Origin of the sequence: Solwaraspora sp. WMMD792 (genome assembly GCF_029626105.1) — a bacterium.
In the GTDB taxonomy this organism is placed as follows: domain Bacteria; phylum Actinomycetota; class Actinomycetes; order Mycobacteriales; family Micromonosporaceae; genus Micromonospora_E.
In genome coordinates this window covers 504,212-520,499 of the sequence record NZ_JARUBH010000009.1, presented here as the reverse complement: position 1 = coordinate 520,499, position 16,288 = coordinate 504,212, and the positions used below count along the sequence as shown (strand labels likewise).

Genomic DNA, 16,288 nt, shown 5'->3' with positions numbered 1-16,288 from the left:
TTGGCGAATCGGTCGTGGACCACGCCCCCACCCACCCGGACCACCCACCGGCGACCGGCAGGCCGCCGGAAGGTCAGCGACGCGGACGCCGCCGTGGCGATCTCTCCGTCGCGACGATCGCCGAGCTGGCCGGCGTCTCGAAACCCACCGTCTCGAAGGTGCTCAACGGACGGTCCGGAGTGGCCCTGGAAACCCGCCGCCGAATCGAGGCACTGGTCCGCGAGCACGGCTACCAGCGGCCCGGCTCGGCCTCCCCGACCGCCGGCATCGAGGTCGTCTTCTATCAACTCGAGAGCCACCTGGCGATCGAGATCCTGCGTGGGGTGGAGCTGGTCGCCCGGACCAACGAGCTCGCCGTCGGGTTCACCGAGGTGCAGGGCCGCACCGAACCGGGCCGGTCCTGGGCCGAGCAGTTGCTGGCCCGCCGACCGGTCGGGGTGATCGCCGTCTACTCCGCGTTCACTCCGGAGCAGCACGCCCAGCTGGCCGCCAGCGCCATCCCCCTGGTCGCCCTGGACCCGGTCGGCGAACCGGCCCACCCGACCCCGTCGGTCGGCGCCACCAACTGGAACGGCGGCATCACCGCGACCCGCCATCTGCTCGACCTCGGGCACCGCCGGATCGCCGTGATCAGCGGCCCGCTCAACATGCTCGGCGCCCGCGCGCGGCTGGAGGGCTGCCGGGCGGCGATGGCGGCGGTTGGCGTACGGCTGGATGACGACCTGGTCCGCAGCGGCCGGTTCTTCTTCGAGGACGGTGAGACACACGGGCGTGACCTGCTCGACCGGCCCGACCGGCCGACGGCGGTGATCTGCGGCAACGACCTACAGGCCCTCGGCGTCTACAGTGCAGCCTGGCGGCTCGGCCTGCGCATCCCGGACGACCTGAGTGTGGTCGGCTTCGACGACATCGACAACGCCCGCTGGTGCTGCCCACCGCTGACCACCGTGCGCCAGCCGCTGACCGAGATGGCGTCGACCGCCGCCGGGATGGTACTCGCGCTGGCCAACGGTGGCGTGTTGCCGCAACACCGGGTGGAGATCGGCACTACTCTCGTCGTCCGGGGCAGCACCGCCGCGCCACCGGGCTGACCCCGCCGGCTGACCCCCGTTGACGGGCTGTTGACGGGCTACCGCTACGACTCGTCCGGCACCCGGATCGAGCCGCGATGCCACATGGCCGCCCAGAAGACCGGATCGGTGAGATCGGTTCCGGCCATGGTCGCGGCGTGGCCCGCCGCCCCGGCCACCGGGCCACGCCGGTCGGGGTCGAGCATCCACCGCCGTACCGCGGTGACCGCCTCGGCCGCCGGCAGCCGCTCGTCGATCAGCTTGCCGTGCAGGACGACGAGCATCAGCGCCGCCACCGGCTGCGGCACCGGCCACGACCAGCCGATCACCCCGGTCAGCCCGGCGGCCAGCAACGCGTCCGCCAACCGGATCGCGGCCCCGGGGTTGGCGGCGGCCGGCAGGACCGCCACACCGCCGGGCGAGCCCACCGGCCGGCGTCGCCCCTGCTGCCGGATGCTCTCGGCGGTGAGCACGGCCGGCTCGTCGGCTGTCCCCAGCTCCAACGCGGGGGCGCTGCCGACGCCGTCGCCCGCCGGGACGTCGACCAGACCGCAGTCGAGCTGCAGCAACCCGGTGCCGGGACCGTCCGGGCCGGGCAGCCAGGCGAGCAGCTGGGCCGGCGTACCCGCCCCGTCCGACTGCTCGACGACCCGGCCCAGCCCGACGGACCGTGGGTGGAACAGCCGGCGCAGCTCCATCGCCTCGACGCTCGCCCATTCCCGGTCGCCCCGGGGGTTGGCGACAAAGACCGGGGTGTGCGTGGCTGGCAGCTGCCGCCGCCCGGCCAACTCGATCACCTGTCGGCCGGATGCGACGTACGACATCGTGAGGTCCGCGACGAGGTGGCGGCCGGTCTCGTCGCGCACCGCCGACCACGCGTGCCGGACCAGCTCGTCGGGGACGACCAGCAGCACCCGTCCCGGTGTGGTCCGCTCGCCGAGGGCCGCCCGCAGGCAGGCACCGAACTCGCCGCCCGGCAGGCCGTCAGGTCGGCCGGGAAGTGGCACCGGACCGACCAGGTCGACCCGGGCCGGCTGCGGATGCAGCAGGAGCAGCCCCACCCGGGGTACGCCGGGCCGGGCCCCAGCCGGCAGCAGGCAGAGCTGCACCAGCAGGTCGGCTCCGAGATCGCGGGTCGCTGCGGCGACGGCACCGACCGCCGCCGGGTCCGTCGCCGGATCCGCGTTGACGACGGGCATCGGGTCAGCGGAACCGAGCACGCCGGGCAGCGAGTCGCACCGGTCGAGCAGCACGCCCAACGCCTGCGGGACAAGCGCGGCGACCGGGTGTCCGCACGGCAGACCGGCCGTGGCCGCCAACAGATGTCCGGCCGCCCCCCGCAGGTCGGTGCCAGCATGGACGTCGCCGGAGCGGCGGGTCTCGCCCCAACCGCCGCCGTCGTCGTCGCGGTCCCGCAGAAACAGCGTGGTGGCCAGTAGCAGACGGTCGACTGCGGCGGCCGCCGGTTCGGGCTCTCCTTCGCCGACCAGGGTGGTCGCCAACGCCACCGCCCGGTCGATCACGGTCGTCGCCGGCAGCGGACCGTCCGCGGGCCACAGTGACGCCAGCAGCTCCGCCACGGCGTCGTCCTGCGTCGTTCCGGCCTCGTCCTGCAACAGCCCTGCCTCGTCCTGCACCGGCCCGGCTGCCGTCGGCTCCGCCTCCGCCGGTGCGACGGCTGCCGCGCCGGCCAGCGTCGCCAGCAGCTCCCGCCGCAGTGCGGTGAGGTCGACGGCCGCTACGGGCATCGGCTGCGCGGGTGGTGCTGTCAGCGGCTCGTCGTCGACTTCGCCCCGTACCACCAGGGTCGGGAAGTCCCGCGGCGAGACCTGGGACAGCAGGTCCGCCACCGACGGCCACGGGTCGGCCAGATGGCCGCCGGCGGTATGAGCCGGCCCCGCGCCAGTCGGCCCGGCGGGCAATCCGCCCGCCCCCGACAGGACGTCGTTGTTCAACTGCTGCACTGCGGCCATCGCCCGCGCCATCCGGGGGAAGTCGATGTCGCCGAAGCCGTTCCCCAGGGACTCCAGCAGGTCCCACCACGCCTGCGCCGTCGTCAGCAACGGCGTCACAGCGGAGGCGAGTTGCTCGTTCGCTCCGCTCAGCTCCTCGTCGGCGAGACGCAGCAGTTCGACGGTGCGCCGGGCCACGGCCCTGGACTCGGGAGAAGCCCCGGTCCGGAAGGCCGACCCGCCCCGTTGCGCGGCGTCGAACTGGTTCATCGTCTCAATCAGGTAGTACTGCGCCAGGCTGAACCGGTACATCGCCAACGCGGTCGGCGACTGCTGCGGATAGCTGAGCGCCTCCTCCAGGAACGCGATCGCCTGTTTTCGATCGGCCGAGGACCGGGTGTGTGCCCGGTCCCGGACCGTGAGGTACAGCCCGAGCACCCCGGCGTACGGATGGCGTTGCGGATCGTCGGACTCCAGACCCGTGTAGATCTCCCGCCAAGCGTCGATTGCGGCGGTCAGATCGGGCAGCCCCGCCGGGTTTCCCGGGCTGAGCCGGTACCGGCCGATGTGGGCGGCGGCCAGCTCACGCAACACGTTTCTCCGCTCCGGCCCGGACCGGGCTGCCAGCTTCGCCTGCAGTCCGGCGATGACCTCGTCGTACGTCGACACCGTGGTCCTCACTCTCCGCCAGTGCCCGCCCGCCGGTCGGCGCCGACGGGACGGTTGCCTCTCTCAATGGCCCCAGTGGGTGAAGCCGGCCCAGGCGACGACCGCCGCCGGATCCGACACCCGCAGCTGCCGGCGCAACACGGCCGGCATGGCAGCGGGCGGCCGCCGGTCCGGGTCGAGCATCCAGAGCTGCGCCTGGCGAAGTGCGTCCCGGACCGTCCGTCGCTCGACCATCAGGAAGTGGTGAAACATGAACATCAGCACCGAGGTAGCGCCGTCCGGGATGCTCCACTGGGTGGACAGCACGGCACGGGCACCGACGGCCAGGAAGGTGGTGCCGAGGCTGTACGCCTCGTCGTAGCCGCGGCCGGAGACACCGGTACGGCAGGCGGCCAGCACGACCAGCCCGATCTGCCGGTCCGGACGTAGCGCCAGGCTCGCGATGATCTCCTCGGCGCTGAGCCGTTCCCCGTCGGCCAACAGCAGATAGGAGCTGGCCGCCCCGGGCTCGACCTGAATGACGCCGTGACAGGCCAGGTGCAGCATCACGCCGTCCGCCGGGGCGGTGGACAACAGCCAGTCGCGGACCTCGGCCTTGCGGCCCTGGCCCGACCGGCTCACCGAGCCGTCCGGGCGGCGACCGACGTACCGGCCGCCACGGTAGAAGGACTGCTGGACGGCGTACGCCTCGGCCCGCGCGTACGGCAGGTCGGCCGCCCGGTCGGCGGTGTCCGGGTCTCCGACGATCAAGCCGACCGGGCGCGCTGGTACCGGTGGACGCGCCGCGACCTCGCACAGCATCCGGGCGGAGACCGCCTGGGAGAACTCGGCCAGTTCGAGGGCGTACACCCCGTCCGGGCGGCGGGCCGCCTGCCACGGGACGCGGGTCAGCTCCCCGACCGGGATCAGTGCCAGCCGCGGCGTCCGGGCCGGCGACACGGACGCCGCCGCCCGCCCCGGCGGGCAGTTCGCCAGCACCGGGCCGATCACCGCGTACCACGCCCAGTCGCAGAGCCCGGCCAGGCTGTCGCCGAGCCGGGCGTCCGCCTCCTGCACCTGAAACTCCCGGTGCGGCTCGGCGAGAACGACGTCCCGGTCGGTCACCGCGCGCAGGTAGCGCTCGACGTCCGGCGGCCGCTGCGTCACCAGATTGGGTAGCAGGACCGCCAGTGGTGGCCCGTCCACGGGCACGATGACCGCCGCACCGAACGCGGGAGCAGGCGCCGGCACCAGGTAGACCAGTGCGTCCAGCTCCAGGGCGGCCAGGGCCGAGCGGATCTCGGCCAGCCCGGGCGGGTGCAGCAGCGCGTCGCTTGCCCGGTCTCCCGGGCTGTCGGTGAGCGCCGTCAGCACCTCCCGACGTAGCTCCGCCGGCGCGCCGTCCAGCCCTGCCGCGTCGGTGGCGGCCAGCCAGCGTCGGGCCAGATCGGCACGGCCCGCGCTGGTCAACCGGTCGCTGGCCGAGCGCAGCTCGGTGGCGGAGTGCAGGATCAGTCCACGCCCCGATTCGAGGGCCCGGACCGCCTCGGCGACGGCGTTCTGAGAAACGTTGCGATGGGCCAGCTCGATCGCTTTTCCCGCCGCGTACCGGGCGAGTTCGGCCGCGGCGGTGACGTCGGGCTGCAGGAGCACCTGCCAGGCGTACCGGTCCAACCCGGCCAGCTCGGTCTGCTGGGCGTCCGTCCACTGCCCCCGATGTCGTTCGGTCACGCCGAGCAGCTCGCCGATGACCGGCCACAGCGGATGCTGCGGTCCGCCGGCCAGCCGCCGGGCGGCGTCCAGCGTCTCGCGGGCCGCGTCCCAGGCCTCCTGATTGCCGGCCAGCTCGGCCCGTCGGAACAGGCCGACTCCGGCGAAAGCGGCGAAGATCGCCGCGTGGAACGGAGATCGAGCCGACGTGGCAGCCGCCGCGGCGTGGAACTCACCGACCGCCTCGTCGAGCCGGCCAGGATCCGTCGCGCTGGTCATCAGCAGGGCGAGACCGTAGAGCAGACGGTCCGGTTGCAGCGGATCGCGCTCGTGCGAGGTCCGGGCCCGGGCCCGTAACGGTGCCAGCTGCTCGTCGGTGAGCCCGGTGGCCGCGTCCCACTGCCACTGGTCACCGGTCATGCCGGCCAGCAGGGCGGCGGCCAGCTTTGCGTCCGACGCCATGGCCCGCTGCTCGGCGCGGACGCCCGGCTGGTCGAGCAGGTCGTGCAGTTGTTCCAGCAATCGTAGGAACTCGTCATCCCGGCCCGGCCCACTGCTCGCCGCCAGGCCCAGCATGATCTGCTGCGCGCGCAGCTGCCGTTCGATCCCCGGCAGATCGCGTGCCAGGCGGGCGTCGACCTCGTTCAGGCCCCGCCCGTACCGTTCCGCCGTCGCCCGCAGCTGCTGGGCGAACCGGTCGGCGGCGATCAACGCCGCGTTCACGTCCGCCGCTCCGGTCGCGGCTGAGGAGTCGCCGTCCTGCACGGTGCGGGCCGTGGCCAGTACCGCCCGCACCGTGTGATAGAGCATCAGAACGCCAGGAAACTCGGCTGCCGGTGCGGCGAGCGCGTCCAGCTCCCGGAGCAGATCCCCCGGATACCGCCCCTTGGCCGCCGAATACCGGTCGGCAACCGCCCGGATCTGTTCGGCCAGCTGGCGTTGCCGGACGAGGGACCGGACAGTCGGCCAACGTGGGTCGCCCGGCGGGAGCCGCTGCAGCTCGGCCAGTGCGGCGTCCAATTCACCGGCACCGTACGGTCGCTCTGCCATCGCGGTCATCACCCCTCCCGCGGTCAACGCGCCGTTCCACCGACTACTGACGGACCGGCTACTGACGGACCAGCTACTGACGGGCCGGACGGTCCAGCGGCCGTCAGGGCCGCCGGCGGCTCACCCGGGCAGCGGCAGCTGCCCGCCCAGGCCGTTGTAGAGCAGCAGCACCGCGATCACCCCGCAGCCGAAGGCCACGAAGGAGGTCTTCCTGCGCCCACCACGCCGGGCCCGGTAGCCGAGGTAGAACGTCGCCGCGATCGCGACGCCAGCGAGCAGCCACCATGGCGCGGTCACCGGGCCGAGCGGCACCGGTTCAGGGCGCGCCAGCCAGCAGGCGAGCGCACCGCAGACCACCGCGAGCGGACCACTGCGGACGTCCAGCGTCTGTCGCCGGCTGAGCGTCCGCTGCCGGGCCTCCTCAGCCTGCCGGATCTCGCGGTCCGCCCGCTGCCGGGCCGTCCGGTCGGCAGCCAGCGGTGCCAGGTGCAGCAACATGATGTGGTGGGCGGGGCGGGACTCCGCCGGGATGTCCTGGTCGGCCAGCGCGGCGAACCACGCCTGCGCCCGGGCGTCCGGGTCGGCCGCTGCGGCCTCGGCCTGCCTGGCGTACATCTGGTCCTGGCCGGGGAAGGCGGCCAGCAGCAGCATCGCCAGGTACATCGCGCGCTGCGACTTCGTCAACGACGGATCCAGCTCCCGCGCCCGGAAGGTGAAACCTTCGCCGAGCCGCCGCCACCGGGAGTCGATCAGTGCGTAGCCGGCACAGCCGGGCCGCCCGTCGAGCACCGTTAGGATGCCGTCCTCGTGCAGCCCGACGATGATGTCCCGGGCCGCGCCGGGGCCTTCGATCGCCTGCTGGGCCAGCTGGACCAGGCTGTCCCGGTCCATCGGGCGCTGGCAGTAGACGGCCACCCCTTCCGGGTCCAGGGCGTGGATCAGCCGGGTGACCGCCCGGTCCGGCCGGCTCGGCTCGTCCAGGGCGCGCACCGCTGCGGTCAGCTGGCAGGTGGCGGCCCAGTCCCGTAACGCCAGGAACTGCGGGGTCCGGTACGCCTGCCCGGCAAGGAGCCGCCGGGCGTCGGTCCACCGGCGACGGAACGCGTCGGCCAACTCCTGCGGCGAGCTGTAGGCGGTGTCGGCGAAGACGAAGACCGGGCCGCTCGGGCCGGCGACGGTGGGTGCCCCGCCGGCGCACCACCGGCGCACCTGCGCGGCACCCCAGCGCTGCTCCGGGGCGCGGGTCAACAGCCCTCGGCACAGCAGCAGCCACCGCTCGTCACGGATCAGACTCAGGTCGATCTCCCGGACGGCCATCTCCCGGGCGATCATCCGGTCGTCCATCCAGCTGCCGTCCAGCCGCTGGAACGGGTGCCGCCCGGTAAGCAGTTCCACCAGAAGAATCCCGAGCGCCCACCAGTCCAACCCGGCCCAGGTGTCGCCGGCGGCCGCCTCGGGAGCGGCGTAGGCCAACGTACGGGAGGTGGTCTGGCGCATCTCGTGGGTCGCCGCCACCATGGTCGTCAGACCGAAGTCGGCGAGTACCAGGTCGAACGGTTCGACCGAGCGGACCAGGACGTTGTCCGGCTTGAGATCCCGATGCACCAGCTGCAACGAGTGGACGTACTCCAGAGCCGGCAGGAGCTGGTCGAGCACCTCGCGGACCTGCCCGTCGGTCCACGGCCCGGGGCGCTCGCGACGCAGGTCCGCCAGCGACCCGCCGGCCGCGTACTCCAGGACCTCCCAGAGCACGCCGTCGCTCCGGCCCCAGTCCAGCAGGCTGATCAGGTGCTGACGGTCCGCCCGCCGCAGGATGTCCAGGGTGGCGCTGTCGACGGCGTCACCGCGACGGTAGATCCGGATGACCGCCGGTGTGCCGCTGATCCGGTCCCGGACCAGCATCAGGTCCGCCTCGCCGCCTGCGGCGAGGTCCCGGTCTGGAAAGTACCGGTCGAGCAGGGCCGGTGGCAGGTTCACCCGCCGGTACCGTCCGGTCGGCTCGTCGGGGGTGGTCGCGGGCTGATCCACTGTCGTCACCGGAAGATCGTCCCGGCTGGTCGCGGGCTGGTCGACCGTCGTCACCGGAAGATCGTCCCGGCTGGTCGGCGGGCTCAGCGGCCCGGCGGCGCGCTCGTTGCCCGCTTCACTGTGCATGTCGTCCACGGCTACTCCAGAATCGTGACGAGCAGAGCGGAAACGTTGTCGCCACCGCCCGCGTCGAGGGTGCGGCGCAGCAGGTCCCGGACGACGTCGTCCGGTCGGCCACCGCCGGTCAGGCAGTTCTCCACGTCGTCCACCGGCAGGTAGTCGGTGAGCCCGTCGCTGCACAACAGGAACCGGTCGCCGGCGATGGTGGAAAGCCGCTGTACGTGCGGGTGGATCGGGGCTGGGGTCAGGCGACCGCCGAGCGTCTGGGTCACCCGGCCGGTGGGCGCCGCCGGGCCCGGCCGGGACGGTGGCGGCGAGTCGTCCCGGGATAGCTGTACGAGGAGACCGTCACGCAGCAGGTAGCAGCGGCTGTCCCCGACGTTGACGCAGGTGGCGTCCGCACCGGACACGGTGAGCACAACCACGGTGGTGCCCATCGCGCCCCGTGGCAGAGGGTGCCCGGACTCGGCGTACAGATTGGCGTCGGCGCGGTGCACGGCGGCCACGATCGCCGCGGAGTCCGCGAAGGTCGGGCTCGCGTCGACGATCACCTGGGCGGCCAGGCGGGACGCCCGGGCGCCATCCGCGTGCCCACCCAGCCCGTCCGCGACCAGGCAGGTCACCGGGCGGGTGGACGAGACGGTCAGGCGCACCGGCTCGCCCTCCGGAACCGCCGACAGGAAACCGGCGACGGCGATGGTGTCCTCGTTGGCGGGACGCACCCGACCCCGGTGGGTCACCCCGACCACCTCGACCCGGTTCACCGTTCGGACCGCTCTACCCGCACCACGAGCCTGGCGGCGAACCGGACCCGGTCCCCGGGCCGCACCGGGACCGGTTCGCCGGGGGTGATCCGCTGGTCGTTGACGAAGGTGCCGTTCACCGACTGCAGATCGGTCACGGTCAGGCCGGTGCCGGTGGCGCTGATCTCCGCGTGCCGGCGGGAGACGTTGTCGTAACTCGTGAGCTCCGCGGCGAACGGCGAGCTCTCCCTGCCGACGGCGAGGGTACGTCCGGCCGCCAACTCGACCGTTCCCCAGGGGAAGAAGAGCACCGCCGCCGCCCGGTCGACCGCCGTGGCAGGGCTGGGCGTCGGCGCGTCGCCGACAGCCGGCGCGGCAGCCACCGGGTCGGCCGGCTCCGCCGGCTCCCGCGCCGGGTCGTCGGGCGGCAGTGGCTCCAGCGTCAGCAGGCAGGTGGGACAGTACGGCGGCCCGTCGGTGACGACGCGGGAGCACCCCGGGCAGATGAGCTTCGGTGTCATCAGACTCCTTTCGTGGATACTCCGGCCGTCAACTCCAGAGGAGAGGGTCAGGCCAGTCCGATCTGGTAGGTGTCGTCGCGGCGCTGCAGCGAGGTGACCACCACCCGCTCTCCGCGCGGGTGGTCGCGGTTGAACAGCTCCCGGGCCAACGGGTTCACCAGCGCGCTTTCCAGGTACGACCCGATGCCCCGACCACCGAAGGTGAGGTTGGCGGTGGCTCCGTCGAGAAGTTGGCGCCGTACCGGTTCGGCGAGCTCGAGGTGAAGCTGATGCTCCTTGCGCAGCCGCTGGGCGATGTGGTCGAGCAGAACGGAGAAGATTTCCTCGGCGGCGGCACGGGTGATGAAGTTGAACACGACGATGTTGTCGCCCAGCCGGTTGAGCAGCTCCGGCCGGTTGAGTTCGCTGACGAAGTGCCGGTTCACCGCGGCGCGGACCCGCTGTTCCAGCTCCTGGCGGGGAAACGCCCGGCCGCCGGCTTCGGCGGCGGCGTGCAGCGCGTACTCCTGCTCCGAGACGCCCAGGTTCGAGGTGAAGACCAGCACGGTGTCGGAGAAGTACACGGTGGAGCCGCTGGCGTCGGTGAGCCGGCCGTCGTCGAGAATCTGCAGGAACTTGTCCAGGATCCTGGGGTGGGCCTTCTCCACCTCGTCGAACAGCAGCAGGCTGAACGGCCGTTCCCGGACCGCGTTGGTCAGCTCGCCGCCCGCGTCGAAGCCGACGTACCCCGGCGGGGCACCGATCAGCCGGTCCGCTGCCTGCTCGGCGGAGAACTCGCTCATGTCGAACCGGGTGTACGCCCGCTCGTCGCCGAAGATCTGCTGGGTGAGCTCCTTCGCCAGCTGGGTCTTGCCCACCCCGGTCGGCCCGGCGAAGAACAGCACTCCACGCGGACGCGACGAGTTGCCGGCGTGCGCTCCGGAGAGCCCCAGCACCGCCCGGATCACGATGTCCACCGAGTGCTGGATGGCTTCCCGCTGGCCGCGCACCCGGGCGCCGATGCTGCCGGTGGCGTCGCGCAACCGGTCCCGCAGATGCGCCTGCCGCCACGGGTTGTCGTACACGCCGACCCGGTAGCAGCGGACCGCCTCGTCGATGTCGTCCAGCCTGGTGCCCATCCGCATGGCCAGTCGGGCGATGGCCATCATGCTGCGCAGTGGCATGTCCTGGGTCAGCTCGGCCAGCCGCTTCTCCACCTCCCGACGGTCGTCCGGCCCGGCCTCGGGGTATCCGGGCAGGACGCCGGCCAGCAGGGTCGCCGCGGCCTGGCGGACACCCAGGTCGGGCAGCGGTACGGCGATCTTGCGGATGTCCTCGTTGCCGGCGGTCAGCCACAGCGGCAGGTCGCGTTCGTTCTCGACGACCCAGATCACCGGGTTGTAGAGCGGTCGTGGGTCCGGCGGGGCCGGCCTGGGGTAGACCGAGCGGGCCAGCCGTAGACACCGGGCGAAGAAGTGGTGCTCACCCGGCTCCAGCCGGTTTGCGTCCAGCACCAGATGGGAGGCGTAGTCAACCAGGACCGCTTGCCGCTGTTGCGCCTCGGCCGTCTGAGTGAGCAGGTCCGCGACGCGGTCGAGGTCCGGTCCGGCACCACGCCACGGGCCGATCTTGATTGCCGGCGGGCGAGGAGCCGGGCCGGCCACCGGGTTCGCCGTACCGTCCCGGCCGTCGGTGGTGGCGGCAACGTCCGGTTCGGCCACTACGCCCACGCCACGGATCGCGTCGGCCACCGCAAGCGTCGGGTAGCCCTCGGCACGCAGCATCCGATGCACCGCCCGGCGCAGGTCGCACAGCTCCGGTCCGGACCGTCCCGGCAGCAGGAACTGGTCCCGCACGTTGCCGTAGAGCACCACCTGCGAGTTGATCGACAGTGCGGTGCTCACCTCCCGCAACCAGACCGGGTACGTCCGGTCGTCCCAGCCGGTCATGACCGCCGCTGCCGGAGTCGGGGCTCGCGCCGCCGGTCGCGGCGCGAACGGTCGGCGCGGTCGAAGGGGTAGGCCTGCGCGTCGACCGGGTGTACGTGCGGGCCACCGTCAGCGCCGCGATCGTCGACCCGCACGTCGAAACCGCGCTCCCGCAACGCGGGCGTCAGCGCGGTGACCGAGCCCTGCCACTGGTCCCGTACCGCCACGCCGAAGTCCGGCTCGCCGTCGCGAGGCGCGACCAGGTCAAGGTGGAGATCTTGTCGCTGGGGGGTGTGCTGGTCGCCGGGGCGCTGGACGATCCGGACGGCGAGGTCCTGCCAGTCGGGTCGGGTGAGGTGGGCCGTCCCGTCCCCGGCGAGCCGGGCGTCGAAGCCCTGCTCCGCCGTGTAGCCGAGCTGCTGCAGCGACTCCCGTACCGCCCACGCGGTGTAGGTCCGGGTGGTCGCCACCTGCACGCGGTCGGCGGCGTCGCGGGCGTCCGCCAGGGCGGCGTCGATCGCCGCGGTCAGGCCCGGCCAGTCGGGTCGAGGGTCGTCGGCCGCGGCGGCGAGCCGGGCGTGCATCGCGGTGACGGCCGGGCCGGCCCGTTCCCGCAGCGGGGCGGCGAGCGTGGCCAGCCGGGCGCGACGGGCCGCCACCTCCTGGTTCGCCTTCTCCACCGAGTACCGCAGGTCGTCCAGCAACCGCCGGGCGGTGGCCGGGGACGGTGCCCGCAGCGCCTGCTCGGCCCACTGCTCCAGCTGCCCTACCACGGCGTCGGGCGCGGCGGCGTCGAGTCGGGACAGCACCCGGCGCAGGGATGCACCGAGCTCGGCCAGCTCGGCCAGCCGCTGTCGGCCGGGCCCGGGTGACCCGAGTGCCGGGTCAGGGCCTGGTTCGGTGCGGGAAGTGACCGTACCGTCGGCGATCGCCTGCCGCACCCGGGCGACGATCCGGCGGGCGCGGGCCGCGCCCAACTGCGCGTGCAGGGTCTGCTCCGCCGCTGCGGTCCGGGCCAGCAGGTCGTCCGCCAGCGCGGCGGCCCGGGCCAGGTCGGCACCGGCGGATCGGCGGGGCAGCTCCGACGGCAGATCGATCTCGGCCCCGAACTCGGTACGGGCGCGCTCCGCCCGGTGCCGCACCGCCTCGTACCGGTCCGCTGCCCGTTCGACGTGGAAACTCGCCGCCAATGCGCGTTGTTGCCGTTCGATCAGCGAGTCGGCGGCCCGCCCCACCGCCCAGGTCATTCCGACGGCCAGCCCGGCCACCGCGACAGGGCCCGCCACCGAGGCGGCGACCAGCCCCACCTTCGGGACGACGAGCCCCAACTCAAACCCGCACGGCACGTTCCGTTCTCCTGATCAGCACGCTTCTGCCCGAGTTCATCCGACGTCGGCCGGAATACCACCCCGGTCCGGGCCGGGACAGGCGCGATCCGGATGTGTCCGATCGCGATTGCCAAGACTGGCACGCGGTACTACCAGGGCACAATCGTCCGGCCGGCGCCCAGGGGTGCGCACAAGTACGTAGCGGGTGTCCTCAGGACGGTCCATACCCATACCGCCGCATGATCATTATGGCCGGCGCTTCACACAGAGATCTTTGCCGATTTGCCGTGACCTGCGAAACCTGGGCCGAATGGACGCCGCACACCGCCGACCGAGCTCTTTCCGTACGTACTATTACCCTTCATTCCGCTGAACGGCCACTTCCGGTGGAACACGATTCGTCGAGATACTGCGAAGGTGACTCAGGACCCTTATCGCCCCGATCAGGACCGATACCTCGTCGAGCGACCCGACCGAGCCGACCCGTACGGACCGATGCCCGCCACCGGAAACGACGGCAGCGACCCCCCGCCACCTCGCCCGGATCTCCCCGCACCGGTGCCGGACCCTTATCAGCCCCGCCCTCTCGAGATGACTCGTCCGCCGAGCGGCCCGCCGCCGGCTCAGATCTACGTCGTCGCTGGGCCGCAGCAGCCGAACTACGCGGCGATGTTGACCATGAAATCGAGCGGCACCGCCGTCGTGCTGGAAATCGTGCTCGGCCTGCTCGGTATCTTCGGAGTCGGCAACATGTACGCGGGCCGCACCGCACTCGGCCTGATCATGATGATCTCCTACTGGGTTTTCCAGGGCATCAACATCCTGCTCACGTTCATCCTGATCGGCTGGGTGACCGGTTTCCTGACCTGGCTCACCTACACCATCGTCGGTCCGCTACTGGCGACGCAGGGCGTGGAACAGCACAATCAGCGGATGCTCGCCGCGCAGACGCCGCGCCCCACGGCACCCGGCGGCCCGGCGCCCGGCAGCCCGGCACCGGGTGGCGCCGGATGGCAGTGATTGGTCGACCGTGACGCGACGGTCCCGACGGATCCCTCCGGCACCCAGGCAGAGTCCCGCCTCGGGTGCCGGCCGCGCCGGTGACCAGGTGATTCAGCCGACAGTCGAACATCTTCTTTACCAATAGAAGCGGATCAATTACGCTCGGTGTGGCACGCGACCCGATCGGGGTGGTTGTGAACACACCACACGTACCTGCCTTCGCTGCGCACCAGCCGACCAGGGCCGTCGAGTTGCACGACGACGGTGACCTTACCCAGGTCCTGGCCTGGAACATCGAGACAAATCGACGTCAGGTCCGCACTGCCGCACCGAACGGGGTGTCCGCCTGCGACATCGAGCCCGACGGCCGGCACTTCTGGTGGTTCGACGCGGACCGGACCGACGTCGGTGTCTGGCGCCGCCAGCCGGTCGACCCCGGCCAGCCGGCGACCGGCCGGGACACGGCCGCTCCGCCGCCGCTGGCGCTGACCGGGCTGCCACCCGGCCGGCAGCACGGCATCGCCTTCGACGCCACCGGCCGCCGCGCCGCCGTCTGCGTCGGCACCGGCCGGCAGACCCGCTGCTACGTGGGAGAACCGGGCGGACCAGGTCATCTGGTGGCGGTCAACGCCGGCTACACCGCCCTGGTCGACCTGGCCGCCGACGGAAACACCGTCGCGCTCGCCGCCCGGGCCGACACCGCGACGGCGGTCAGCGTCGTACGGCTCACCGACGGGCGGACCGACACCGTCGCCGGCAGCGACCAGCAGCGGATCTGGGCCCTGGAGTTCCGCCCCGGCGACCGACCCGATCCGGAACTGCTGATCGTCGTCGAGACGCCGGACCGGTACCAGATCGGCATGTGGCGGCGCGACCGCGGCATCGAACTGTCCCAGGGACTGTCATACGAGTCGGAGATCACCGCCCACTGGTACGGCGACGACGGGCGGATCCTCGTCCAGCACGACCGGGCCGGGCGCAGCCGGCTGCTGCTGGCCGACCCCGAAACCGGTGAGCAGACCACCGTCGCCACCCCACCCGGCACCGTCCTCGACCTGACCGTCGCCCCGGACGGCGCGATCCACTACATCTGGACCAGCGACTCGGTGCCACCCCGCCGGCTGGTCGCCCACCCCGGTACGGCCACCGCGCAGCCGGCCCGCCGGACCCGACCCGCCGACCACCCCGCCGCCCCCGCCGGGCGCACCGAACTGTGGACCGACCAGCCGTACGGGCGGATCCACAGTTTCCTGGCCACCCCGCCCGGCACCGGACCGTGGCCGACGCTGTTCCTGGTGCACGGCGGGCCGTACCTGCACGACCGGGACGCCTACGACCCGAGGGTGGAGCTGCTGGTACGCGCCGGCTACGCGGTGGCGCGCACCAACTACCGGGGATCAACGGGGTACGGGCCACGGTGGCAACGGGACTTCAACCACCGGGTCGGGCTGGCGCAGCTGGAGGACCTGTCCGCCGTACGCCGCAAGCTGCTCGACCTCGGCGTGGCCGAACCGGGCCGGACCGGGCTGTGCGGCTACTCGTGGGGCGGCTATCTGGTGCTGCTCGCGATGGGCGTCGCGCCGGCCGACTGGACGGTCGGTCTCGCCGTCTGCCCGATCGCCGACTACCCGGCGGCGCACCGGGGCGCCACCGCTGCGCTGCGTGAGGTCGACGACGAACTGTTCGGCGGCGGGCCCGACGACGTACCGCAGCGGTACCGCGCCGCAGACCCGACGACCTACCTGGACCGGGTCCGCGGGCCGCTGTTCATCGCCGCCGCCACCGATGACGACCGCTGCCCGCCGGACCAGATCCGCCGCTACGTCGCCGCGTTGCGGCACCGGCGCGTACCGCACCGACTGCACTGGATGCCCGGCGGCCACCACGGCGACGCGGCCGGCCAGACCCGGACCTTCGACGAACTGCTCCGGTACGCCGACGCGGCGTTGCGACCGGACCGAAGCCGGACGATCGCAGTGGATGGTCGTCCGTACCTGACAGCCAGCCAGGAAGGGAGGTGAATGGTATGAAGCGACGCAGCGTACGTCACGACCCGATCACCACCAGCGAGCGGGAGCGCGGGGCGGTCATCGTCAAGATGCTCCTCGACATGGACCGGGCAGTCCCGGCCAGGCGGCACGACGTGACCGAGTCGGCGGCCGACAAGGCACCCGCCAGCGAGTGACAGGTCCGTGCTGAGCGCACGATC

General features: G+C 72.6%; 11 protein-coding genes. 4 read left to right on the top strand and 7 right to left on the bottom strand.

All coding sequences use genetic code 11. The features are described from left to right. Positions 1–14: 14 nt before the first annotated feature. Positions 15–1,091 (top strand): LacI family DNA-binding transcriptional regulator, encoded by a 1,077-nt coding sequence (locus tag O7629_RS03825; RefSeq protein ID WP_278167513.1) that lies wholly within the window; start codon positions 15–17, stop codon positions 1,089–1,091. Between the two features lie 44 nt (positions 1,092–1,135). Here O7629_RS03825 and O7629_RS03820 read toward each other — a convergent pair whose 3' ends face one another. The 7 genes from O7629_RS03820 to O7629_RS03790 all read right to left on the bottom strand — a co-directional run bounded on the left by O7629_RS03820 (position 1,136) and on the right by O7629_RS03790 (position 13,095). Continuing rightward, positions 1,136–3,691: a CHAT domain-containing protein gene (locus O7629_RS03820; protein ID WP_278167512.1), complete on the bottom strand. Its 2,556-nt coding sequence runs from the start codon at positions 3,689–3,691 to the stop codon at positions 1,136–1,138. Positions 3,692–3,754: 63 nt separating this feature from the next. Next, entirely contained in the window at positions 3,755–6,439 is a 2,685-nt protein-coding gene (locus tag O7629_RS03815; RefSeq protein ID WP_278167510.1) for a CHAT domain-containing protein, read from the bottom strand. Between the two features lie 111 nt (positions 6,440–6,550). Then, positions 6,551–8,584: a protein kinase gene (locus tag O7629_RS03810; RefSeq protein ID WP_278174394.1), complete on the bottom strand. Its 2,034-nt coding sequence runs from the start codon at positions 8,582–8,584 to the stop codon at positions 6,551–6,553. 11 nt (positions 8,585–8,595) lie between these two features. Then, the gene (locus O7629_RS03805) at positions 8,596–9,342 is read right to left on the bottom strand and encodes a protein phosphatase 2C domain-containing protein (protein WP_278167508.1); all 747 of its coding nucleotides are present in this window, start codon (positions 9,340–9,342) and stop codon (positions 8,596–8,598) included. Further along, positions 9,339–9,842, bottom strand: coding sequence for an FHA domain-containing protein (locus O7629_RS03800; RefSeq protein ID WP_278167507.1), 504 nt, complete (start codon positions 9,840–9,842; stop codon positions 9,339–9,341). The genes O7629_RS03805 and O7629_RS03800 overlap by 4 nt, the downstream gene beginning before the upstream one ends. A 47-nt stretch (positions 9,843–9,889) precedes the next feature. Continuing rightward, complete coding sequence (locus O7629_RS03795; RefSeq protein ID WP_278167506.1) at positions 9,890–11,770, bottom strand: AAA family ATPase; 1,881 nt, start codon at positions 11,768–11,770, stop codon at positions 9,890–9,892. Then, entirely contained in the window at positions 11,767–13,095 is a 1,329-nt protein-coding gene (locus O7629_RS03790; protein WP_278167504.1) for a hypothetical protein, read from the bottom strand. The genes O7629_RS03795 and O7629_RS03790 overlap by 4 nt, the downstream gene beginning before the upstream one ends. Before the next feature lie 573 nt (positions 13,096–13,668). Here O7629_RS03790 and O7629_RS03785 point away from each other — a divergent pair. The 3 genes from O7629_RS03785 (at position 13,669) to O7629_RS03775 (ending at position 16,264) form a co-directional block, all read left to right on the top strand. Then, the gene (locus O7629_RS03785) at positions 13,669–14,097 is read left to right on the top strand and encodes a hypothetical protein (RefSeq protein ID WP_278167503.1); all 429 of its coding nucleotides are present in this window, start codon (positions 13,669–13,671) and stop codon (positions 14,095–14,097) included. A gap of 170 nt (positions 14,098–14,267) precedes the next feature. Next, entirely contained in the window at positions 14,268–16,100 is a 1,833-nt protein-coding gene (locus tag O7629_RS03780) for a prolyl oligopeptidase family serine peptidase (protein ID WP_347403714.1), read from the top strand. A gap of 5 nt (positions 16,101–16,105) precedes the next feature. Further along, the gene (locus O7629_RS03775) at positions 16,106–16,264 is read left to right on the top strand and encodes a hypothetical protein (RefSeq protein ID WP_278167501.1); all 159 of its coding nucleotides are present in this window, start codon (positions 16,106–16,108) and stop codon (positions 16,262–16,264) included. Positions 16,265–16,288: the final 24 nt, after the last annotated feature.

Excerpts from the sequence above, each read along its gene's own strand:
- O7629_RS03815 (WP_278167510.1), bottom strand. The coding sequence starts at position 6,439 with ATGACCGCGATGGCAGAGCGACCGTACGGTGCCGGTGAATTGGACGCC.
- O7629_RS03810 (WP_278174394.1), bottom strand. The coding sequence starts at position 8,584 with ATGCACAGTGAAGCGGGCAACGAGCGCGCCGCCGGGCCGCTGAGCCCG.
- O7629_RS03800 (WP_278167507.1), bottom strand. The coding sequence starts at position 9,842 with ATGACACCGAAGCTCATCTGCCCGGGGTGCTCCCGCGTCGTCACCGAC.
- O7629_RS03795 (WP_278167506.1), bottom strand. The coding sequence starts at position 11,770 with ATGACCGGCTGGGACGACCGGACGTACCCGGTCTGGTTGCGGGAGGTG.
- O7629_RS03785 (WP_278167503.1), top strand. The coding sequence starts at position 13,669 with ATGACTCGTCCGCCGAGCGGCCCGCCGCCGGCTCAGATCTACGTCGTC.
- O7629_RS03775 (WP_278167501.1), top strand. The coding sequence starts at position 16,106 with ATGAAGCGACGCAGCGTACGTCACGACCCGATCACCACCAGCGAGCGG.